Raw genomic sequence first — 15,327 nt, forward strand, 5'->3', positions numbered from 1 at the left:
CCGTCACGCCAGGCGGGGGTCGATCAGCGTGACCCCCACCGGGCTGGCGACACCGAACTCCGGCAGCAGCCGCGCCCCTTCGGCCAACCCCACCACCCGCTCGACGAGCGCCTGCGGACGCAGCTCGCCCGCCGCGACCTGGTCCAGCATCTCGGGGTAGTCCGCGCTGGCCATGCCGTGCGAGCCCAAAACGTCCAATTCCCAGGCGATTACGCGATCCATGGGCACCTGCGGATGCCCGTCGACGTTGGGCAGCAAGCCCACCTGCACGTGCCGCCCCTGCCTGCGGAGGCTGTGGATCGCGTCGGCGCACGTCCCGGCGGTGCCCACCGCGTCGACCGCGACATGGCTTCCGCCACCGGTGATCTCGTGCACCGCGGCCGCCACACCGCCGCCGTTGGCGAGGACGGTCTCGGTGGCGCCGAGGCTGTGTGCGAGTTCCAGTGCCGCCGGTGTGCGGTCGACGGCGATGACGTTGGCGCCGGCAGCCGCCGCCACCTGGACGGCGCTCAGGCCCACGCCCCCGACGCCGATCACCGTGACCCACTCGCCGGGTTTGACGTCGGCACGGGCCCGCAGCGCGCGGTAGGCGGTGGCGAACCGGCAGCCCAGCGCGGCCGCCGCGGCGTCGTCGATATCTTCCACCACCGCAACGAGATTCGTGTCCGCCGCGTGCAGCGCCACGTACTCACCGAACGAGCCCCAGTGGGTGAACCCCGGCTGGGTCTGGTCCGGGCACACCTGCGCCTGGCCATTGGCACACCATTCGCAGGCGCCGCAGCCACACACGAACGGTGTGGTCACCCGGTCACCGACATGCCAGCGCCGGACGTCGGCGCCGACCGCGACCACTTCCCCCACCAGTTCATGCCCGGGCACGTGCGGGAGGGCGACGCCGTCGTCGTGCCCGGCCCAGGCGTGCCAGTCGCTGCGGCACAACCCGGTCGCGTGCACCTGCACCACGACCCCGCCGGGCGACGGCGTCGGGTCCGCGACCGACCGAACATCCACCGGCCCACCGAACTGCTCGAAGATCACCGCGCGCATCAGGTCATCGTTGCACGCCCCGGACGGGCCGGAGGTACAGCTGCGAGCAACGCGCGCGTGTACTCATGCTCCGGGTGCGCGAACAGCTCGGCGGCAGAGCGGTATTCCACCGATTCGCCGCCGCGCAGCACCAGGACGTCGTGGCTCATCCGCTCGATCACGGCCAGGTCGTGGCCGATGAAGAGATAGGTCAGGCCGCGTTCCTGCTGCAGCCGGGTCAGCAGGTCGAGCACCTTGGCCTGCACCGAGACATCGAGTGACGCCGTGGCTTCGTCGAGGATCAACAGCTCGGGCTCCACGGCCAGCGCCCGCGCGATGTTGACGCGCTGCCGCTCGCCACCCGACAGTTCGTGCGGATACCGTGCCGCGTAGTCCGCCGGCAGCTCGACGGAGTCCAACAGCTCGCGTACCCGTGCCCGCCGGTCCCTGGCGTTGGCCGTCAGGGGCTCGGCGATCGAAAGCCCCACCGGGATACGGGGATTCAGCGAGGAGAACGAATCCTGGAACACCAGACCGATCCGGCGGCGTACGGCCTTGCGGTCGCGGCGTTTGACCGTCAGTACGTCGGTGCCGTCCAGCAGCGCGCGACCGCCGTCGGGTGCGACCAGACCGGTCAGCGCGGCCGCCACGGTTGATTTACCCGAGCCCGACTCCCCCACGAGCCCGAGCGTCGTCCCCCGACGGATGCGGAACGACACGTTCTTCACCGCGTGGACCTCCATCCGGCCCGTCGGCGTGCTCACGGGAAACCTGACATCCAGACCGGACACGTCCAGCAGGGTCGGGGTGTCGGGGACGTCGCGGGCGGGGTGCCCCAAAACCGGCCTGGCATCGAGCAATTCGCGGGTGTAGGCCTGCTGCGGTGCGTCGAAGATCGCGTCGACCGGCGCCTGTTCGACGGCCTCGCCGCCGCGCAGCACGGTTACGGTGTCGGCGACCTCGCCGATGACCCCGAGGTCGTGACTGATCCACACCACTGCGGTGCCGAACCCGCGCTGCAATTCCCGCACCAGGGCGATGATCTGGGCCTGGGTCGTGACGTCGAGGGCCGTCGTCGGCTCATCGGCGATCAGCAGCTCGGGGTCACAGGCGAGGGCGATCGCGATCATCACGCGCTGGCGCTGCCCTCCGGAGAGCTGATGCGGATAGCTGCGCAGCCGCCGTTGCGGATCGGGCAGGCCCACGGCCTCGAGGAGTTCCAGCGCCCGCACGGCGGCGTGCCGCCGGGTCAGATGCTTGTGCGTCTCAAGCGATTCGGTGATCTGCCGTTCGATGGTCAGCAGCGGATTCAGCGAGGTCCCCGGATCCTGGAAGACGAAGCCGATCCGGCCGCCGTGCACGCGCCGCAACGTCCGCGCCGGGGCGCCGACGAGTTCCTGTTGTCCGCCAAGGAGACTCGATCCGGTCACGATCGCACCGGGCGCGTCGAGCAGTCCGGTCGCGGCGAGCACCGTCGTCGACTTCCCCGAGCCGGACTCGCCGACGATGCCGAGCGTCTGCTCGGGCTCGACGGCCAATGACACACCGCGCACGATGTCGCGGCGCCCGATCCGGACGGTGAGATCGTCGACCGACAGCACGCTCATGACTGCCGCCGCGCTTCGATCATGGTGCGCTGCTTGGGATCCAGAACATCACGCAGACCGTCACCGAGCAGGTTGCAGGCCAGCACGATGACGACGATCGCCGCGCCGGGGAACACCGCCATCCACCAGGCCAGTGTGACGAAGCCCTGCGAATCGAAGATCATCCGGCCCAGCGACGGCTGCGGCGGCTGGATGCCCAGCCCCAGGAAGGACAGCGCGGCCTCGGACAGGATGGCGAACGCCAGTGACAGCGACGTCTGGACGATGAGCGGCCCGGTGATGTTCGGCAGGACGTGCCGGGCCAGGATGTAGGCCGTCCCGGTGCCCATGGTGCGCGACACCGCCACGTACGGCTCCTCCCGCACCGCCAGGGTGCTGGCCCGGGCCACGCGCGCGAAGATCGGCACGTAGACGACGCTGATCGCGGCGATCGTCGTCGCCAGCCCGGGCCCGAGCACCGCGACGATCGCCATGGCCAACAGCAGCACCGGGAACGCGAACATCACGTCGACGACCCGCATCACCACGGTGTCCAGCCAGCCGCCGCGGTACCCGGCCATGACACCCAGCGCGGTGCCGACCACCGCGGCGCACGCCACGCTGACCACCGCCACCGTCATCGACGCCTGCAGCCCCGTCAGCACGCGGGACAACACATCGCGGCCGAGCTCGTCGGTGCCGAACCAGTGCGCACCGCTGGGCGGCCGCAGTGCCTGCGGTACGTCGACGTCGTTGATGCCGTACGGCGCCAGCCACCCGGCGCCCACGGCAATGACCACAGCGGCCGCGACGACGGCGGCGCTGAGCACCGTGACGGGGTTCGTGCGCAGTCTCATGACAGCCGGATCCGCGGGTCGACAAGGGCGTACAGCACATCCACCACCAGGTTGACCGTCAGGAACAGGACCGCGATGAGCAGCACCGCGCCCTGGATCACGGGGTAGTCGCGCGCGGCCACCGAGAGGTAGACCAGCCGGCCCAGGCCCGGCCAGGCGAACACCACCTCGACCACGATGACACCGCCGAGAATCGTCGCCAGCTGGATACCGGTGATGGTGAGGATGGGCACCAGGGCGTTGCGCACGACGTGTCGCAGCGTGATCACCCGTGGCGGTAGGCCTTTCGAGCGTGCGGTCCGGACGTACCCCATCGCGGACACCTCGAGCACCGCGGCGCGGACGTAGCGCGTCATGATCGCCGCGGCCACCAGGCCCACGGTCAGGCCCGGCAGGATCACGTGGCGCAGCCAGCCCGCCGGATCGTCGAGCAGCGGCCGGTAGCCCGATGTCGGCAACCAGCCCAGCACCGTGGAGAACAGCGAGATGAGCAGGATGCCCAGCCAGAAGTCCGGGACGGATACCCCGAATTGGCTTGTGACGCGGACGATCACGTCGCTGAGCCGGCCCTCGTGCGCGGCCGCGTAGATACCGGCCGGCAGCGCGATCACGAGCGCCAGGACGATGCCGACCACGGCCAGGGAGACGGTGGCGGGCAACCGTTCGGCCAGCACCTGGGCCACCGGGTCACCGCTGCGAAAGCTGACGCCGAGATTCCCCGTCGCGGCATGGCCGAGGTAGCTGACGAACTGGGCGGCCAATGGCCGGTCCAGACCGCTCGCGTGCCGCAGGGCGTCGTACGCCTCGGGCGTGTACCGCGTGCCCAGGGCGATGCGCACCGGATCACCGGGCACCAGATGGACCAACGCGAACACCACGATGAGAACACCCACCAGAACCACCAGCGAGTAGACGAGCCGGCGGGCCAGGAATCGCAGGATGGTCATGGCCGGTCACCCCCGAGTACCGCGCTCCGGAACCGAATTGCCTTGTCGCGCCTGGCCTCATAGCCCGTCAGCCGCGGCGACCAGGCCTGCACCACGGCGGGGTTGTACAGGTAGAGGTAGCTCACCTGGTCCGCGATGAGCGTCGCCGCCTGCGTGTAATCCTGGTGCCGCGCTTGCTGATCGGTCTCGGTACGGCCAGCGTCCAGCAGCGCGTCGACGCGCGGATCCGAGAATTTCTGGGCATTGCTCGCACCGCCGGTGTGGTGCTGCGCGTAGTAGAAGTCGTCGGGGTCGATGTTTCCCAGCCAGCCCATCATCAGCATGTCGAAGTGGCCGCTGTGCTGTTCGTCGAGCCACGTCCCGAAATCGACGGTGCGGATGGTGACGCGGATACCCAGCGGCGCAAGGTTGTCGGCGATCACCTGGGCGGCGGTCACCGTCTGCGGGTACTCGCTGGTGACCAGCAGGTCCATGGCGGTCGGCGCCGAGCCGGCCTGCCGCAGCAGCGCTTTGGCGTGGTCGATGTCGTACCGGTACTTGTCATAGGGCGTGTACCACGGATTGCCCTGCGGGATCGCCAGCTGATTGGCCTGCGCCGCACCGTAACTGGTGGCCTGCACGATCGAGGCCCGGTCGATGGCGTAGGCGACGGCCTGCCGCACCCGGACGTCCTGCCACGGCGGCCGGGCCTCGTTGAGCGCCAGGTACCAGTAGTCGTTGCTCGGCGTCACCGCGAGGTGGATCGAATCATCGCCCCGCAGCTGGGCGATCCGCTGCGGCGGCACGGCGTCGGTCCAGTCGATCTCACCGGCCTGCAGCGCCGACAGCGCCGTCGACGGCTCACTGATGAAGCGGAACGTCACGCCCGGAATCCGCGGGGCCCCGGCCCAGTAGCCCGGATTTGCGCGCAGCGTGATCGCATCTCCGCTGCGCTGGCCGGCGAAAGCGAACGGCCCGGTGCCGATGGGGTGGCTCGCGATCTGCCCGTCCTCGACGTTGCGGCGCTGCACGATCGCCACGCCCTTGAACCCGCCGAGATTGGTCAGCAGATTCGGCGTCGGATGGGCCACGGTGATCCGGACCGTGTGGTCGTCGGTCGCGGTGACGTCGGTGACGGCACTGAGCTTGTCGGCGTTCGCCAGCTTGCCGTCGATGATCCGGCGGTAGGAGTAGACGACGTCCGACGCGGTGAGCGGGCTGCCGTCGTGGAACGTCACGCCGGGCCGCAGGTGGAACGTCCATGCGAGTTGATCAGGGGAGACGTCCCACGACTGCGCGAGGGCAGGCCGCATGATCAGATCGGTGTCCGGTTCCACCAGGGTGTCGAAGACGTTCTCCAGAACCTCGAAGGAGAAGTACGCGCTGGTTTTCTGCGGGTCGAGTTGGTCGGGCTCGCCGGAGATGGCGGCGATCAGGTATCCCGCATCCCGACCCAGATCAACGCGCTGCGCGGGCGCGCACGACGTCGCGAGGAGGACGGAAACGACAGCGAGCACGGCCGCAACCAGTCGCATGTCCGTCACTTCCGGGCCGGGGCCGGCAGACAGCGGAGGCCGGCGCTCTCCTGCCGTCCGCATACCCCGCGGAGGGCCGGTTCACACCTGGTATCGATATGTGCAGTTCAGGGTGCGCACGGGCATCGAACTGAGCTAAGATGCCGAGCGGACGTTTCTTCCTAACGTCCGCTCTACATGAGAGAAGTTGGTATATGCCACAGGGAACTGTGAAATGGTTCAACAGTGAGAAGGGCTTCGGCTTCATCACTCCCGACGACGGCTCCAAGGATCTGTTCGTCCATTACTCGGAGATCAAGAGCAACGGTTTCCGCACCCTCGACGAGGGCCAGCGGGTCGAGTTCGAGGTCGGTCAGGGCAGCAAGGGCCCGGCTGCGACCGGAGTCACCGCGGTCTAACTGAGCCCGAAAGCTCAGTCGGCTGGTGCGGAGCGCTTCGCACCAGCCACAATTCTTTTCACACTGTCGCGCGGATGCGCAGGTCTGTGGCCTGGGCATCCGCGCGACGGCGTCTCTACCGGAATTTTCCGGTCAGGAACAGCTGTCGCTTAGGGCTGTCCTAGAGCCACCCGAGTGCACGTGCGCCGTTGTGCAGCACCATCGCGCCGATGACGACCATCACCACCGCCATCAGTGCGGCGTTGTTCTTCTCCATCCAATCTTTGAGCCGCCGCATCGTGTCGTCGAGCCGGGCGCCGGCGATGGCGTAGGCCACAGTCGGGATCGCCACCGTCGACGCGGCGACGATCACGAAGAAGGCCGCGGCCAGCCAGTCACCCTCGAGGCCGAGCCCCGCGGTGCCGATCGCCAATCCGGCTGGCACACAGATCAATACGACGTCGGGGCGCACCGCGACCAGCGCCCCGCCCATCGCCGCCGCGCGGGCCGGGGTGAGGGTCGCGATCTTCTTCATCCAGCCCGGCGAATCGGTGCTGTCGTGCCGGGTGAACCAGCGATAGATGCCGAAGACGATGAGCGCAGCGCCCAGCACCACCCGCAGCCACGACGCCCACTCGGGCGGCGACTTGTGGTCATGGTGCGCGCCACCGAGCAGATGTGAGGCCTGGACGCAGACGGCCGTCACCACCGCCAGGCCGACGGCCCAGCCGGCGAGGAAAGCCAGTCCCGTCGGCCGGGGGCGCGGCGCCTGCAGGACCAACACCGCCGGGATGACGGTGATGGGCGACAGCGCCACCACCAGTCCGAGCGGAACGAGCCCGGTCAACACGGTGCCCCAACTTCCAGTCATGGGCAGCAATCTACCCAGTGGATCGGCCCGGAGCCGCCGCGATCGTCAATATGCGCCAATGTACGATCTCAGCGAACTTGTTCGGCGATTTCTGGCTACCAAATGGTACCTGCCGGTAGGTTGCCAGTAACTAGGCGATATTCACACTGAGGAGGTGGCATCGTGCGAAACCAGCAAAATATTTCACCTGGCGTCAGCGACTCATCGGGACACCAGGTGAATACCCGTTCGTGGCGTGGAAAGCCCCTCCGGTACCTCGCCGTGCTGGGACTGCTGGTCTCGGCAACGGCGCTCGGCTGCGGCACCGATGATCTCCGGGCACTGCCCAGCCCGCAGGGCGCGGCGCACACGTGTTCCCCGTGATCACCCGGTCCTAGGAGTCCTTGAGGTCCCGGTCCTTGCTCGGCTGCACCCGCTTCGGTTCGCCAGGCATCTTGGGATAGTTCGGCGGATACGGCAGATCACCCAGCCCCCGGTCCTCGTCCGCCCGCACCATGTCGAGCAACGGCTCCAGCGAATGCGCCACGTCGTCGATACCGGCCCACGGATCATCGCGCTGCGCAAGCAGTTTCGGCACGGTGGCCATGGTGTAGTCGTCGGGGTCGGCGTCGGCGAGCTCCGCCCACGACAGTGGCGTCGACACCGTTGCGATCGGCGTCTTGCGCACCGAGTACGCCGAGGCGAAGGTCCGGTCCCGGGCATTCTGGTTGTAGTCGATGAACAGCCGCTCGCCGCGCTCTTCCTTCCACCACGACGTCGTCACCGCATCGGGCGCGCGCCGCTCCACCTCGCGGGCCAGCGCGATGCCGGCCCGCCGCACGGCGATGAAGTCCCACTCCGGCTTGATCCGGACGAAGACGTGGACGCCCCGGCCGCCCGACGTCTTGGGATATCCGGTCAGGCCGAGTTCGTCGAGGATCGGTTTGAGCACCCCGGTCGCGATCTCCCGGGCCTCGTTGAACCCGGTTCCCGGCTGCGGATCGAGGTCTATGCGCAGCTCGTCGGGGTGTTCGACGTCCGGACAGCGCACCTGCCAGGGGTGCAGCGTGATGGTGCCCATCTGCGCGGCCCAGATGATGGCCGACGGATGCGTCACCTTGAGTGCATCGGCGGTGCGGCCCGACGGGAAGGTCACCGTGCAGGTCTTCAGATAGTCGGGATGCTTCACCGGCACCCGCTTCTGGTAGATCTCCTCACCCTCGATGCCGTCCGGGAAGCGCTGCAGATGGGTGGGCCGGTCCCGCAGCAGTGTCACCATCCGGTCGGCGACCGCCAGGTAGTAGTCGACCATGGTGCGCTTGGTGCCCTTGCTCCCGAGCTTCGGGAAGTACACCTTGTCCGGGTTGGTGAACCGGACGGCGACGCCGTCGACGTCGAGTTCTTCTGCGGCGCTTGCCATCACGAACTCTCCAGGACGTCATAGAGGTCATAGTTGAGCGGCACGTCGAGCTGGTCGAAGGTACAGCTCTCCGGATCCCGGTCCGGGCGCCAGCGCCGGAACTTCACCGTGTGCCGGAACCGTCTGCCATGCACGCTGTTGCCCTCCATCTGGTCGTACGCCACTTCGCATACCCGCTCCGGGCGAATCGGAATCCAGGTCTTGTCGGCGGCCGAGTTCCAGCGGCTCGGTTCACCGTCTTGCGCGTCACCGGTGCGCAGCGGCTCGAGTTCCGCCAGCAGCGCGATGCGGTCCTTGACGGTGAAAGACGCTGCGCCACCGACCATATGGAGATCGCCACCGTCGGTGTAGAGCCCGAGCAGGATGGAACCGATGCCCTCACCACTCTTGTGGATGCGATAGCCGATGGCCACGCAATCGGCGTCGCGGGCGTGCTTGACCTTGATCATCTCCCGCTTGCCCGGCAGGTAGGCGCCGTCGAGACGCTTGGCGATCACGCCGTCCAGTCCCGCGCCCTCGAACGTCGTCAGCCAGTGCGCGCCCAGTTCGGGATCCTCGGTGGTCCGCGTGACGTGACACCACTGCTTCTCACTCACCAGGTCCTGCAAGGCGGTGCGGCGGACGCGGAACGGCTCGGCCAGCAGACTGCGGTCGCCGTCGGCCAGTGCGTCGAAGCCGATGAAGTGCGCCGGCGTCTGCTCGGCCAGCATCCGCACCCGGCTGGCCGCGGGATGGATGCGCTGGCTCAGCGATTCCCAATCGAGCCGGATGCGGCCGTTGATCTCACGCGGCACCACCACCTCGCCGTCTAGCACACACCGCGGCGCGATCTCTTCCCGCAGCGCCGCGAGCAGTTCCGGAAAGTACCGGCCCAGCTCTTTGCCGTTGCGCGACTGCAGCACCACCTCGTCACCGTCGCGGAACACCAGGGCGCGGAACCCGTCCCATTTCGGTTCGTAGGACCACAGCCCGGCCTCGTCCGGCACCTTCGCTGCGGCCTTGGCCAGCATGGGGTCTATCGGTGGCTGCACGGGTAGGTCCACACTCTTCATACTCACGTAGACCGGCGCGGGTGGGCAATCTCATCGCACGGCGCGTTACATTGCGGTCGTGTCCCATTCCCCCGCCGGCCGGTTCGCGCCGAGCCCGTCTGCCGACCTGCACATCGGCAACGTGCGGACCGCGGTGCTGGCGTGGTTGTTCGCGCGGTCGACAGGCCGGCGGTTCCTGGTCCGGGTCGAGGATCTGGACGACCGCACGTTCCCCGATGTGGCGCAGCGCCAACTGGACGACCTGGCGGCCGTCGGGCTGACGTGGGACGAGCCGCCCGAATACCAGGCCACGCATGAGGGCCGGTATCTCGCCGTCGTCGATGACCTCACCGAGCGCGGCCTGACGTTCGAATGTTTCTGCAGCAGAAAGGACATCCTGCAGGCGCCGCGGGCCCCGCATGCGCCGGAAGGCGCGTATCCGGGCACCTGCCGGAACCTCAGCGCCGACGAGCGTGCCCGACGCCGGGCCACCGGCCGGGCGCCGGCCATCCGATTACGTTCGGACACAGACGAATACACCGTCACCGACCTGCTGCACGGCAGCTATACCGGCGTCGTCGACGACTTCGTGCTGCGCCGCGGCGACAACGTCCCGGCCTACAACCTCGCCGTCGTGGTGGACGACGCCGCGCAGGGTATCGACCAGGTGGTCCGCGGCGACGATCTGCTCTCGTCCTCGCCGAGGCAGGCGTATCTGGCTGCGCTGCTGGGCTATTCGCCGCCCATCTATGCGCACGTCCCCCTGGTTCTCAATGCCGACGGCAAGCGGCTCGCCAAACGCGATGGCGCGGTGACGGTTTCGGAGATCGGCGCGGGGGCAGCGGTGACGCAGATCGCTGCGTCACTGGGCTACACCGCGACCACACTCGACGGCATGCTCACCGAGTTCGACCCGGCCAGGCTGCCGCGCGAGCCGTGGATCTTCCGCCCCGAGTAGGCGTCTAGTTGGTCGACGGTGTTGGTGGTGGTTCGAAGGGTTGGTACCACCACCATTGAGCGCGCTCCCCGGTCGGTCCGGGGCACGGCGGCACATCAGGAAAGGGTGTCGTCGGTGGCCTTGCCAGGGACCCGCCGTCGAGTTGACGGCCCGCGGCGTCGGTGACGACGAGGCGGTCAGCCGGGCCGGTGATGGTGATGACCCGCTGGTGGTGCAACCGGTGGTGATACGGGCAGACCAGCACCAGGTTGTGCAGTTCGGTTTCCCCGCCGTTCTCCCAATGAATGATGTGATGCGCATGCAGGCCGCGGGTGGCCCCGCAACCCGGTACCCGGCAGCAGCGGTCGCGGTGTTCCAGAGCGCGGCGCAGGCGGCGGCTGATGGTGCGGGTGCTGCGCCCGGCGCCAATCGGCTGACCATGGCGCTCCAGCCACACCTCGCACGTCGCATCGCACAACAACAGCCGGCGCTCGTCGTCGGTGAGCAGCGACCCCACATGCAATGCAGCCGTGCACTTTTCGAGGTCAAAGTGCACCACCACGGCGGTGTGCTGCCCATGCGGACGACGTTCCACATCGCTGTCCCAGCCGGCCTCCACCAGGCTCATGAACCCATCGACCTGGTTCGGGAACGGCGGCACCACATCCGACACCGGGTCACCGGTTTCTGAATTCTCGTGGTCGCGTTTCCAGTCCGCCACCAACGCATCCTGATGCGACGCCACCGCGGCATCGAACTTCGCCGCCTCCAACTTCGGCAGCCGGATCTTGTACGTGGTCGACCCGTCCTCGTGGCTGGTCTTGCGGATCGACCGCTCCGGCTCCGGCGCCGACTCCGGCTCGGGCTCGGGGCGCGGCTCCAACTTCACCGCAGTCCGCAACTGCGTGACCGTGGCGCTCTCGGCGAACTGGGCGTAATGCTCATCCGAACCGTCGGCCGCGTGTTCGGCGACCACCCCAACCTGATCCAACGACAACCGGCCCGCCCGCATCGCCTCCGCGCACCGCGGGAACTCCTCGATCCGGTGCGCCACCGCCACCATCACTTCCGCATTACGCGGCGACACCCCGGTCTTCCACGCCACCAACGACGGCAATGACCGGGCGCCCGTCGCGCCCCACAGCCCGTCGCGGTCGATCTCGGCCACGATCTCCACCAGACGGCCGTCAATTGCGTTGCGCTGACCGATCAGCGCCGACACCTCAGCCGACAACGCATCGAAACGCTCACACGGCGACGGCGCCTCAACCTCGAAAGCCGTTGCCGTGCTGGACATGACACCATCAAAGCAGAAGGGTCCGACAAATTTCTGACCCTAAAACGCTGCCGGCGAGAAGCCCGGAGTCGTCACACCCGCCGCGGCACCCCGAAGACCTTGGCCAGCAAGAACCCGCGTACGGATGCCGGGATGTTCGTCATGAGCGCCGCCTGTAGCTTGGGCCCCAGCCCGACGATGTAGCGCGCCTTGGGTCGCCGCGCGGTGAGCGCTTCCTCCACCACCGCAACGACTTTCGCCGGATCGACGGCCATCTTCTGCGACAGCGGCACCATCTTCTTCATGCCGGCGATATGTCGGCCGTACAGCGCGTGGTGCGTCGGCGAGACGCCGGCCTCGAGGTCGGTGACCATGTCGTCGGCCTTGCGCCACATGTCCGTATCGGTCTGCGCGGGTTCGACGACCACGACAGGAATCCCCCAGGGCCGCAATTCGATTCGCAGCGCTTCGGCACCGGCTTCCAGCGCGAACTTCGATGCCGCGTAAGCGCCGATCATCGGCGTCGACAGCTGCCCGTTGACGCTGGAGATGAACACCACGCGGCCCCGGGACTCCCGCAACTTGGGCAGCACGGCCGCCGTCACGGCGAACTGGCCGACCACGTTGACGTCCAACTGCTTCCGCCAGTCCGCCGGAGTCAGCGTCTCGACGGGACCGGCGACCACGATGCCGGCATTGTTCACCACGGCGTCGAGCCGGCTCGGCAATGCCTCCGACAGTGCCTCGACATCGTCTTCTGAGGTGACATCGAGGATCACCGCCGAAATCCGTTGCGGGGCCAGCGCCACGACCGCGGCGGCGTCGGCCTCCGAGCGCACCCCGGCGATGACGTCCCAGCCGGTCGCGGCGAGGTGCTGCGTGATGGCCAGCCCGATGCCGCGACCGGCACCGGTGACGAGAACTGAAGGCATACGCGCGAGAGTAGCGGGGATCAGACGGTCACCGGCAGGGTGGCCAGACCGCGCAGCGTCAGGTTGGGCTTGTACACGGGCTCACCGGCCAGCTGCGCGTTCGGGAACCGCTCAGCCAGCGCCGACAGCGCGACCGACGCCTCCAACCGGGCCAGCGGCGCGCCGAGACAGAAGTGCGGGCCCTTGCCGAACGCCAGATGCTTGATCACGCCGCGGTCCGGGTCGAATTCGCCGGGCCGGTCATACATGCGCGGATCCCGTTGCGCGGCAGCCAGAAGCAACATCATGATGTCACCCTTGGGCACCGCCACACCGCCGATCTGGATGTCCTCGACGGCGACGCGGCTGGTCAGCTGCACGGGTGGGTCGAACCGCAGTGTCTCCTCGACGATCGCCGACGCCCGCGCGGGGTCTGCCGCCAGCGCCGCCCAGTGCTGCGGGTGCCGCAGCATGGCCAGCGCCGCGTTGGCGATGAGGTTGACCGTGGTCTCGTGCCCGGCGATCAGCAGCAGATTGCAGGTGGCGACGATCTCCTCGGAGGTCAGCTGGTCGCCGTCCTCTTCAGCGGCGATCAGCGCGGAGATCAGGTCCTCCCCCGGCGAGCTACGCCGCTCCTCGATGAGGTCCCGCAGATACCCGCGCAGCCAGAGTCCGGCCTCCATCAGGTCGGTGGTGTCATCGGCCGTCTCGTCGTTGACCGCGACAAACGGGTCCAGCCCGCCTGCCAGCAACGCCGACGCCCGGCTGAACAGCGGCTCGTCCGCCATCGGCACCCCGAGCAGCCGGCAGATCACCGCAACCGGCAACGGATAGGCCAGGTCGGCCACCACATCCATCGTGCCCGTCACGCCCTCGAGCAGCCCGTCCACCATGGTCACGATGTCGGCCTCGAGCGCCTTGATCACCTTGGGCGCGAACGCCTTTTGCGCCAGCCCGCGCAGCCGGGTGTGGTCGGGCGGATCGAGGAACAGGAACCCCGGTTCGCCGAAGGGCCGGGCCTGCCGCTGGCCGGCGGCGATCTGTTTCTGCGTCAGCGTCGACTTCAACCGGTCGTTGGCCGATGCCGGGTGCCGCAGCGCCTCGTCGCACTCGGCGAAGCCGGGAAACACCACCAGATTCGCGTCGGGCAGCGCCAGCGGTCCGGTGTCCAGGAATCGCTCGTACAGCGGGTACGGATCGGCCCGGTTGCCCGGATCCATCAACCCGAGAAGCAAGGTTTGCGGGTCGATCACTCCAGGTGCACCAGTCATACAAGCAATTGTGCACAGCGCCGGATCGCCGCAGGTGGCTAGCTCGGGGCGTAGTCGGGCAGGCGGAAATCGTCGTGCAATTGGCGGCGGAGCATCCAGTCCCCGACGCCCGGATACGACAGCAGCTTGCTCAACTGGTTACGGACCCATACCCCCGGTGCGGTGCGCGGGGCGAAAGACGAGGCGAAACGCTCCGCGGCCCGCTGTTTCCCCGCGATGAACGGACGCAGCGACTGTTGGTACCGGTCGAAGGCGGTCACGAATTCAGCGCCGGCACGCTCGATTTCGCCGGCCAGCACGTAGGCCTCCAGCATGGCCAGTCCGGTGCCTTCACCGGCCAGCAGCGATACCGCGGCGGCCGCATCACCGATCACCGCGACCCGCCCGTCGTACCACTTCGCCATCCGGATCTGGCAGACCCGGTCGTAGTACACGTCGTCGGCCGCATCCAGCGCCATGAGGATCTGGCGACTCTCCCAGCCAGAGTCGGCGAACACCTCCCGCAGAAGCGCTTTCACCTCGCCGATTCCGGCCGGCTCTGGCCCTCGCACCTGGTCGGCCGTGAACACCAGCAGGAACATCGTGCGGTCGTCGCGCATCGTGAACCGACTGACCATTCGCCGCGGCAACCCGTGCGAGACGTAGACGAGTTCATCCCTGGGCCGATATCCACGTGCTTCGAAGGCGGCCACCCGATAGCCGAGATCGTGCTCGAACCTCGAGTCAGGCCCGAACACCAAGCGCCGCACCGGCGAGTGCAAGCCGTCGGCGCCGACGAGCACATCGAATTCACGGCCGCCACCGTGTTCCAGTTCGAGCCGCACACCCGCGACGTCCTGGCTGACCTCGGTAATGGTGTCGCCGAAGACCGTCTCCACGTCGTCGTCGATGGCACCGTGGATCAAGGCCGCCAAGTCGCCGCGCGGCACGCTCGTGAACCTGCCGCCCAACGCCCGCCGGAGACCGGCGGTCGGGAAACCGCCGACGCGGTCTCCGCGACGGTCGACGAGTCGCACGTCCTCGACCTGGTATCCGGCGGCCTCGAGTTGCGGGCACAGGCCCATGCGTTCGGCGATGTCGTATCCCAGGCCCCAGAAGTCGACGACATAGCCGCCGGTGCGCCGCTGCGGAGACTTCTCGATCAGGGTTGTGTCATGCCCGCCGCGGCGCAGCCAATAGGCGAGGGTCGGACCGGCGATCCCGGCACCGCTGATTGCGATTCTCATGTCGAGGCCCCTCCCTCTACTTTATGGGATCATTGTCCCATGATGGGCACTCAAATACCATATGAGTCCACCGGCAGGCGCAGCCAGAAATCGCGCAC

General features: G+C 68.1%; 15 protein-coding genes. 3 read left to right on the plus strand and 12 right to left on the minus strand.

Features of this window, described 5'->3' with window-relative positions; all coding sequences use genetic code 11:
• Positions 1-3: 3 nt before the first annotated feature.
• From ACJEIK_RS27035 to ACJEIK_RS27055, 5 genes are read right to left on the minus strand one after another with little or no spacing between them, the layout of a single operon-like run.
• Complete coding sequence (locus tag ACJEIK_RS27035) at positions 4-1,047, minus strand: zinc-binding dehydrogenase (protein ID WP_409430632.1); 1,044 nt, start codon at positions 1,045-1,047, stop codon at positions 4-6.
• Positions 1,047-2,633 (minus strand): ABC transporter ATP-binding protein, encoded by a 1,587-nt coding sequence (locus tag ACJEIK_RS27040; RefSeq protein WP_061005492.1) that lies wholly within the window; start codon positions 2,631-2,633, stop codon positions 1,047-1,049. The genes ACJEIK_RS27035 and ACJEIK_RS27040 overlap by 1 nt, the downstream gene beginning before the upstream one ends.
• Positions 2,630-3,469: an ABC transporter permease gene (locus ACJEIK_RS27045; RefSeq protein WP_061005493.1), complete on the minus strand. Its 840-nt coding sequence runs from the start codon at positions 3,467-3,469 to the stop codon at positions 2,630-2,632. Before ACJEIK_RS27045 ends, ACJEIK_RS27040 begins: the two co-directional genes overlap by 4 nt.
• Positions 3,466-4,416, minus strand: coding sequence for an ABC transporter permease (locus ACJEIK_RS27050; RefSeq protein WP_061005495.1), 951 nt, complete (start codon positions 4,414-4,416; stop codon positions 3,466-3,468). The genes ACJEIK_RS27045 and ACJEIK_RS27050 overlap by 4 nt, the downstream gene beginning before the upstream one ends.
• Positions 4,413-5,930, minus strand: a complete 1,518-nt coding sequence (locus tag ACJEIK_RS27055) for an ABC transporter substrate-binding protein (protein ID WP_061005501.1) — start codon at positions 5,928-5,930, stop codon at positions 4,413-4,415. Before ACJEIK_RS27055 ends, ACJEIK_RS27050 begins: the two co-directional genes overlap by 4 nt.
• A gap of 194 nt (positions 5,931-6,124) precedes the next feature.
• Here ACJEIK_RS27055 and ACJEIK_RS27060 point away from each other — a divergent pair, with 194 nt between their 5' ends.
• Positions 6,125-6,328 carry a cold-shock protein gene (locus ACJEIK_RS27060; protein WP_043402873.1) on the plus strand — a complete coding sequence of 68 codons (204 nt, stop codon included), beginning with the start codon at positions 6,125-6,127 and terminating at the stop codon, positions 6,326-6,328.
• Positions 6,329-6,488: 160 nt separating this feature from the next.
• Here the strand turns inward: ACJEIK_RS27060 and ACJEIK_RS27065 are convergent, their stop codons facing one another.
• Positions 6,489-7,178: a GAP family protein gene (locus tag ACJEIK_RS27065; protein WP_061005497.1), complete on the minus strand. Its 690-nt coding sequence runs from the start codon at positions 7,176-7,178 to the stop codon at positions 6,489-6,491.
• 216 nt (positions 7,179-7,394) lie between these two features.
• Between ACJEIK_RS27065 and ACJEIK_RS27070 the strand changes: the two genes are divergently transcribed.
• A complete protein-coding gene (locus ACJEIK_RS27070; protein WP_204158339.1) occupies positions 7,395-7,541 on the plus strand; it encodes a hypothetical protein in 147 nt (48 codons plus the stop codon).
• 10 nt (positions 7,542-7,551) lie between these two features.
• Here ACJEIK_RS27070 and ligD read toward each other — a convergent pair whose 3' ends face one another.
• Together ligD and ACJEIK_RS27080 are read right to left on the minus strand one after the other, a co-directional pair.
• Positions 7,552-8,577, minus strand: a complete 1,026-nt coding sequence (gene ligD, locus ACJEIK_RS27075; RefSeq protein WP_061002662.1) for a non-homologous end-joining DNA ligase — start codon at positions 8,575-8,577, stop codon at positions 7,552-7,554.
• Entirely contained in the window at positions 8,577-9,629 is a 1,053-nt protein-coding gene (locus tag ACJEIK_RS27080) for an ATP-dependent DNA ligase (RefSeq protein ID WP_061002664.1), read from the minus strand. Before ACJEIK_RS27080 ends, ligD begins: the two co-directional genes overlap by 1 nt.
• A 58-nt stretch (positions 9,630-9,687) precedes the next feature.
• On the opposite strand from ACJEIK_RS27080, the gene gluQRS reads away from it, so the two are divergent.
• The gene (gene gluQRS, locus ACJEIK_RS27085) at positions 9,688-10,566 is read left to right on the plus strand and encodes a tRNA glutamyl-Q(34) synthetase GluQRS (RefSeq protein ID WP_061002667.1); all 879 of its coding nucleotides are present in this window, start codon (positions 9,688-9,690) and stop codon (positions 10,564-10,566) included.
• A gap of 4 nt (positions 10,567-10,570) precedes the next feature.
• Here gluQRS and ACJEIK_RS27090 read toward each other — a convergent pair whose 3' ends face one another.
• The 4 genes from ACJEIK_RS27090 to ACJEIK_RS27105 all read right to left on the minus strand — a co-directional run bounded on the left by ACJEIK_RS27090 (position 10,571) and on the right by ACJEIK_RS27105 (position 15,229).
• Entirely contained in the window at positions 10,571-11,842 is a 1,272-nt protein-coding gene (locus tag ACJEIK_RS27090) for an HNH endonuclease signature motif containing protein (RefSeq protein ID WP_409430633.1), read from the minus strand.
• Between the two features lie 71 nt (positions 11,843-11,913).
• Entirely contained in the window at positions 11,914-12,753 is an 840-nt protein-coding gene (locus tag ACJEIK_RS27095; protein WP_267325909.1) for an SDR family NAD(P)-dependent oxidoreductase, read from the minus strand.
• A gap of 20 nt (positions 12,754-12,773) precedes the next feature.
• Positions 12,774-14,003, minus strand: a complete 1,230-nt coding sequence (locus ACJEIK_RS27100) for a cytochrome P450 (protein WP_133426121.1) — start codon at positions 14,001-14,003, stop codon at positions 12,774-12,776.
• 38 nt (positions 14,004-14,041) lie between these two features.
• Positions 14,042-15,229, minus strand: coding sequence for an FAD-binding domain (locus ACJEIK_RS27105; RefSeq protein ID WP_138251014.1), 1,188 nt, complete (start codon positions 15,227-15,229; stop codon positions 14,042-14,044).
• Positions 15,230-15,327: the final 98 nt, after the last annotated feature.

This window comes from Mycobacterium sp. SMC-16 (assembly GCF_046250085.1).
GTDB lineage: Bacteria > Actinomycetota > Actinomycetes > Mycobacteriales > Mycobacteriaceae > Mycobacterium > Mycobacterium phocaicum.

Excerpts from the sequence above, each read along its gene's own strand:
- ACJEIK_RS27035 (WP_409430632.1), bottom strand. The coding sequence starts at position 1,047 with ATGCGCGCGGTGATCTTCGAGCAGTTCGGTGGGCCGGTGGATGTTCGG.
- ACJEIK_RS27040 (WP_061005492.1), bottom strand. The coding sequence starts at position 2,633 with ATGAGCGTGCTGTCGGTCGACGATCTCACCGTCCGGATCGGGCGCCGC.
- ACJEIK_RS27045 (WP_061005493.1), bottom strand. The coding sequence starts at position 3,469 with ATGAGACTGCGCACGAACCCCGTCACGGTGCTCAGCGCCGCCGTCGTC.
- ACJEIK_RS27050 (WP_061005495.1), bottom strand. The coding sequence starts at position 4,416 with ATGACCATCCTGCGATTCCTGGCCCGCCGGCTCGTCTACTCGCTGGTG.
- ACJEIK_RS27055 (WP_061005501.1), bottom strand. The coding sequence starts at position 5,930 with ATGCGACTGGTTGCGGCCGTGCTCGCTGTCGTTTCCGTCCTCCTCGCG.
- ACJEIK_RS27060 (WP_043402873.1), top strand. The coding sequence starts at position 6,125 with ATGCCACAGGGAACTGTGAAATGGTTCAACAGTGAGAAGGGCTTCGGC.
- ACJEIK_RS27065 (WP_061005497.1), bottom strand. The coding sequence starts at position 7,178 with ATGACTGGAAGTTGGGGCACCGTGTTGACCGGGCTCGTTCCGCTCGGA.
- ligD (WP_061002662.1), bottom strand. The coding sequence starts at position 8,577 with ATGGCAAGCGCCGCAGAAGAACTCGACGTCGACGGCGTCGCCGTCCGG.
- ACJEIK_RS27080 (WP_061002664.1), bottom strand. The coding sequence starts at position 9,629 with ATGAAGAGTGTGGACCTACCCGTGCAGCCACCGATAGACCCCATGCTG.
- ACJEIK_RS27090 (WP_409430633.1), bottom strand. The coding sequence starts at position 11,842 with ATGTCCAGCACGGCAACGGCTTTCGAGGTTGAGGCGCCGTCGCCGTGT.
- ACJEIK_RS27095 (WP_267325909.1), bottom strand. The coding sequence starts at position 12,753 with ATGCCTTCAGTTCTCGTCACCGGTGCCGGTCGCGGCATCGGGCTGGCC.
- ACJEIK_RS27100 (WP_133426121.1), bottom strand. The coding sequence starts at position 14,003 with ATGACTGGTGCACCTGGAGTGATCGACCCGCAAACCTTGCTTCTCGGG.
- ACJEIK_RS27105 (WP_138251014.1), bottom strand. The coding sequence starts at position 15,229 with ATGAGAATCGCAATCAGCGGTGCCGGGATCGCCGGTCCGACCCTCGCC.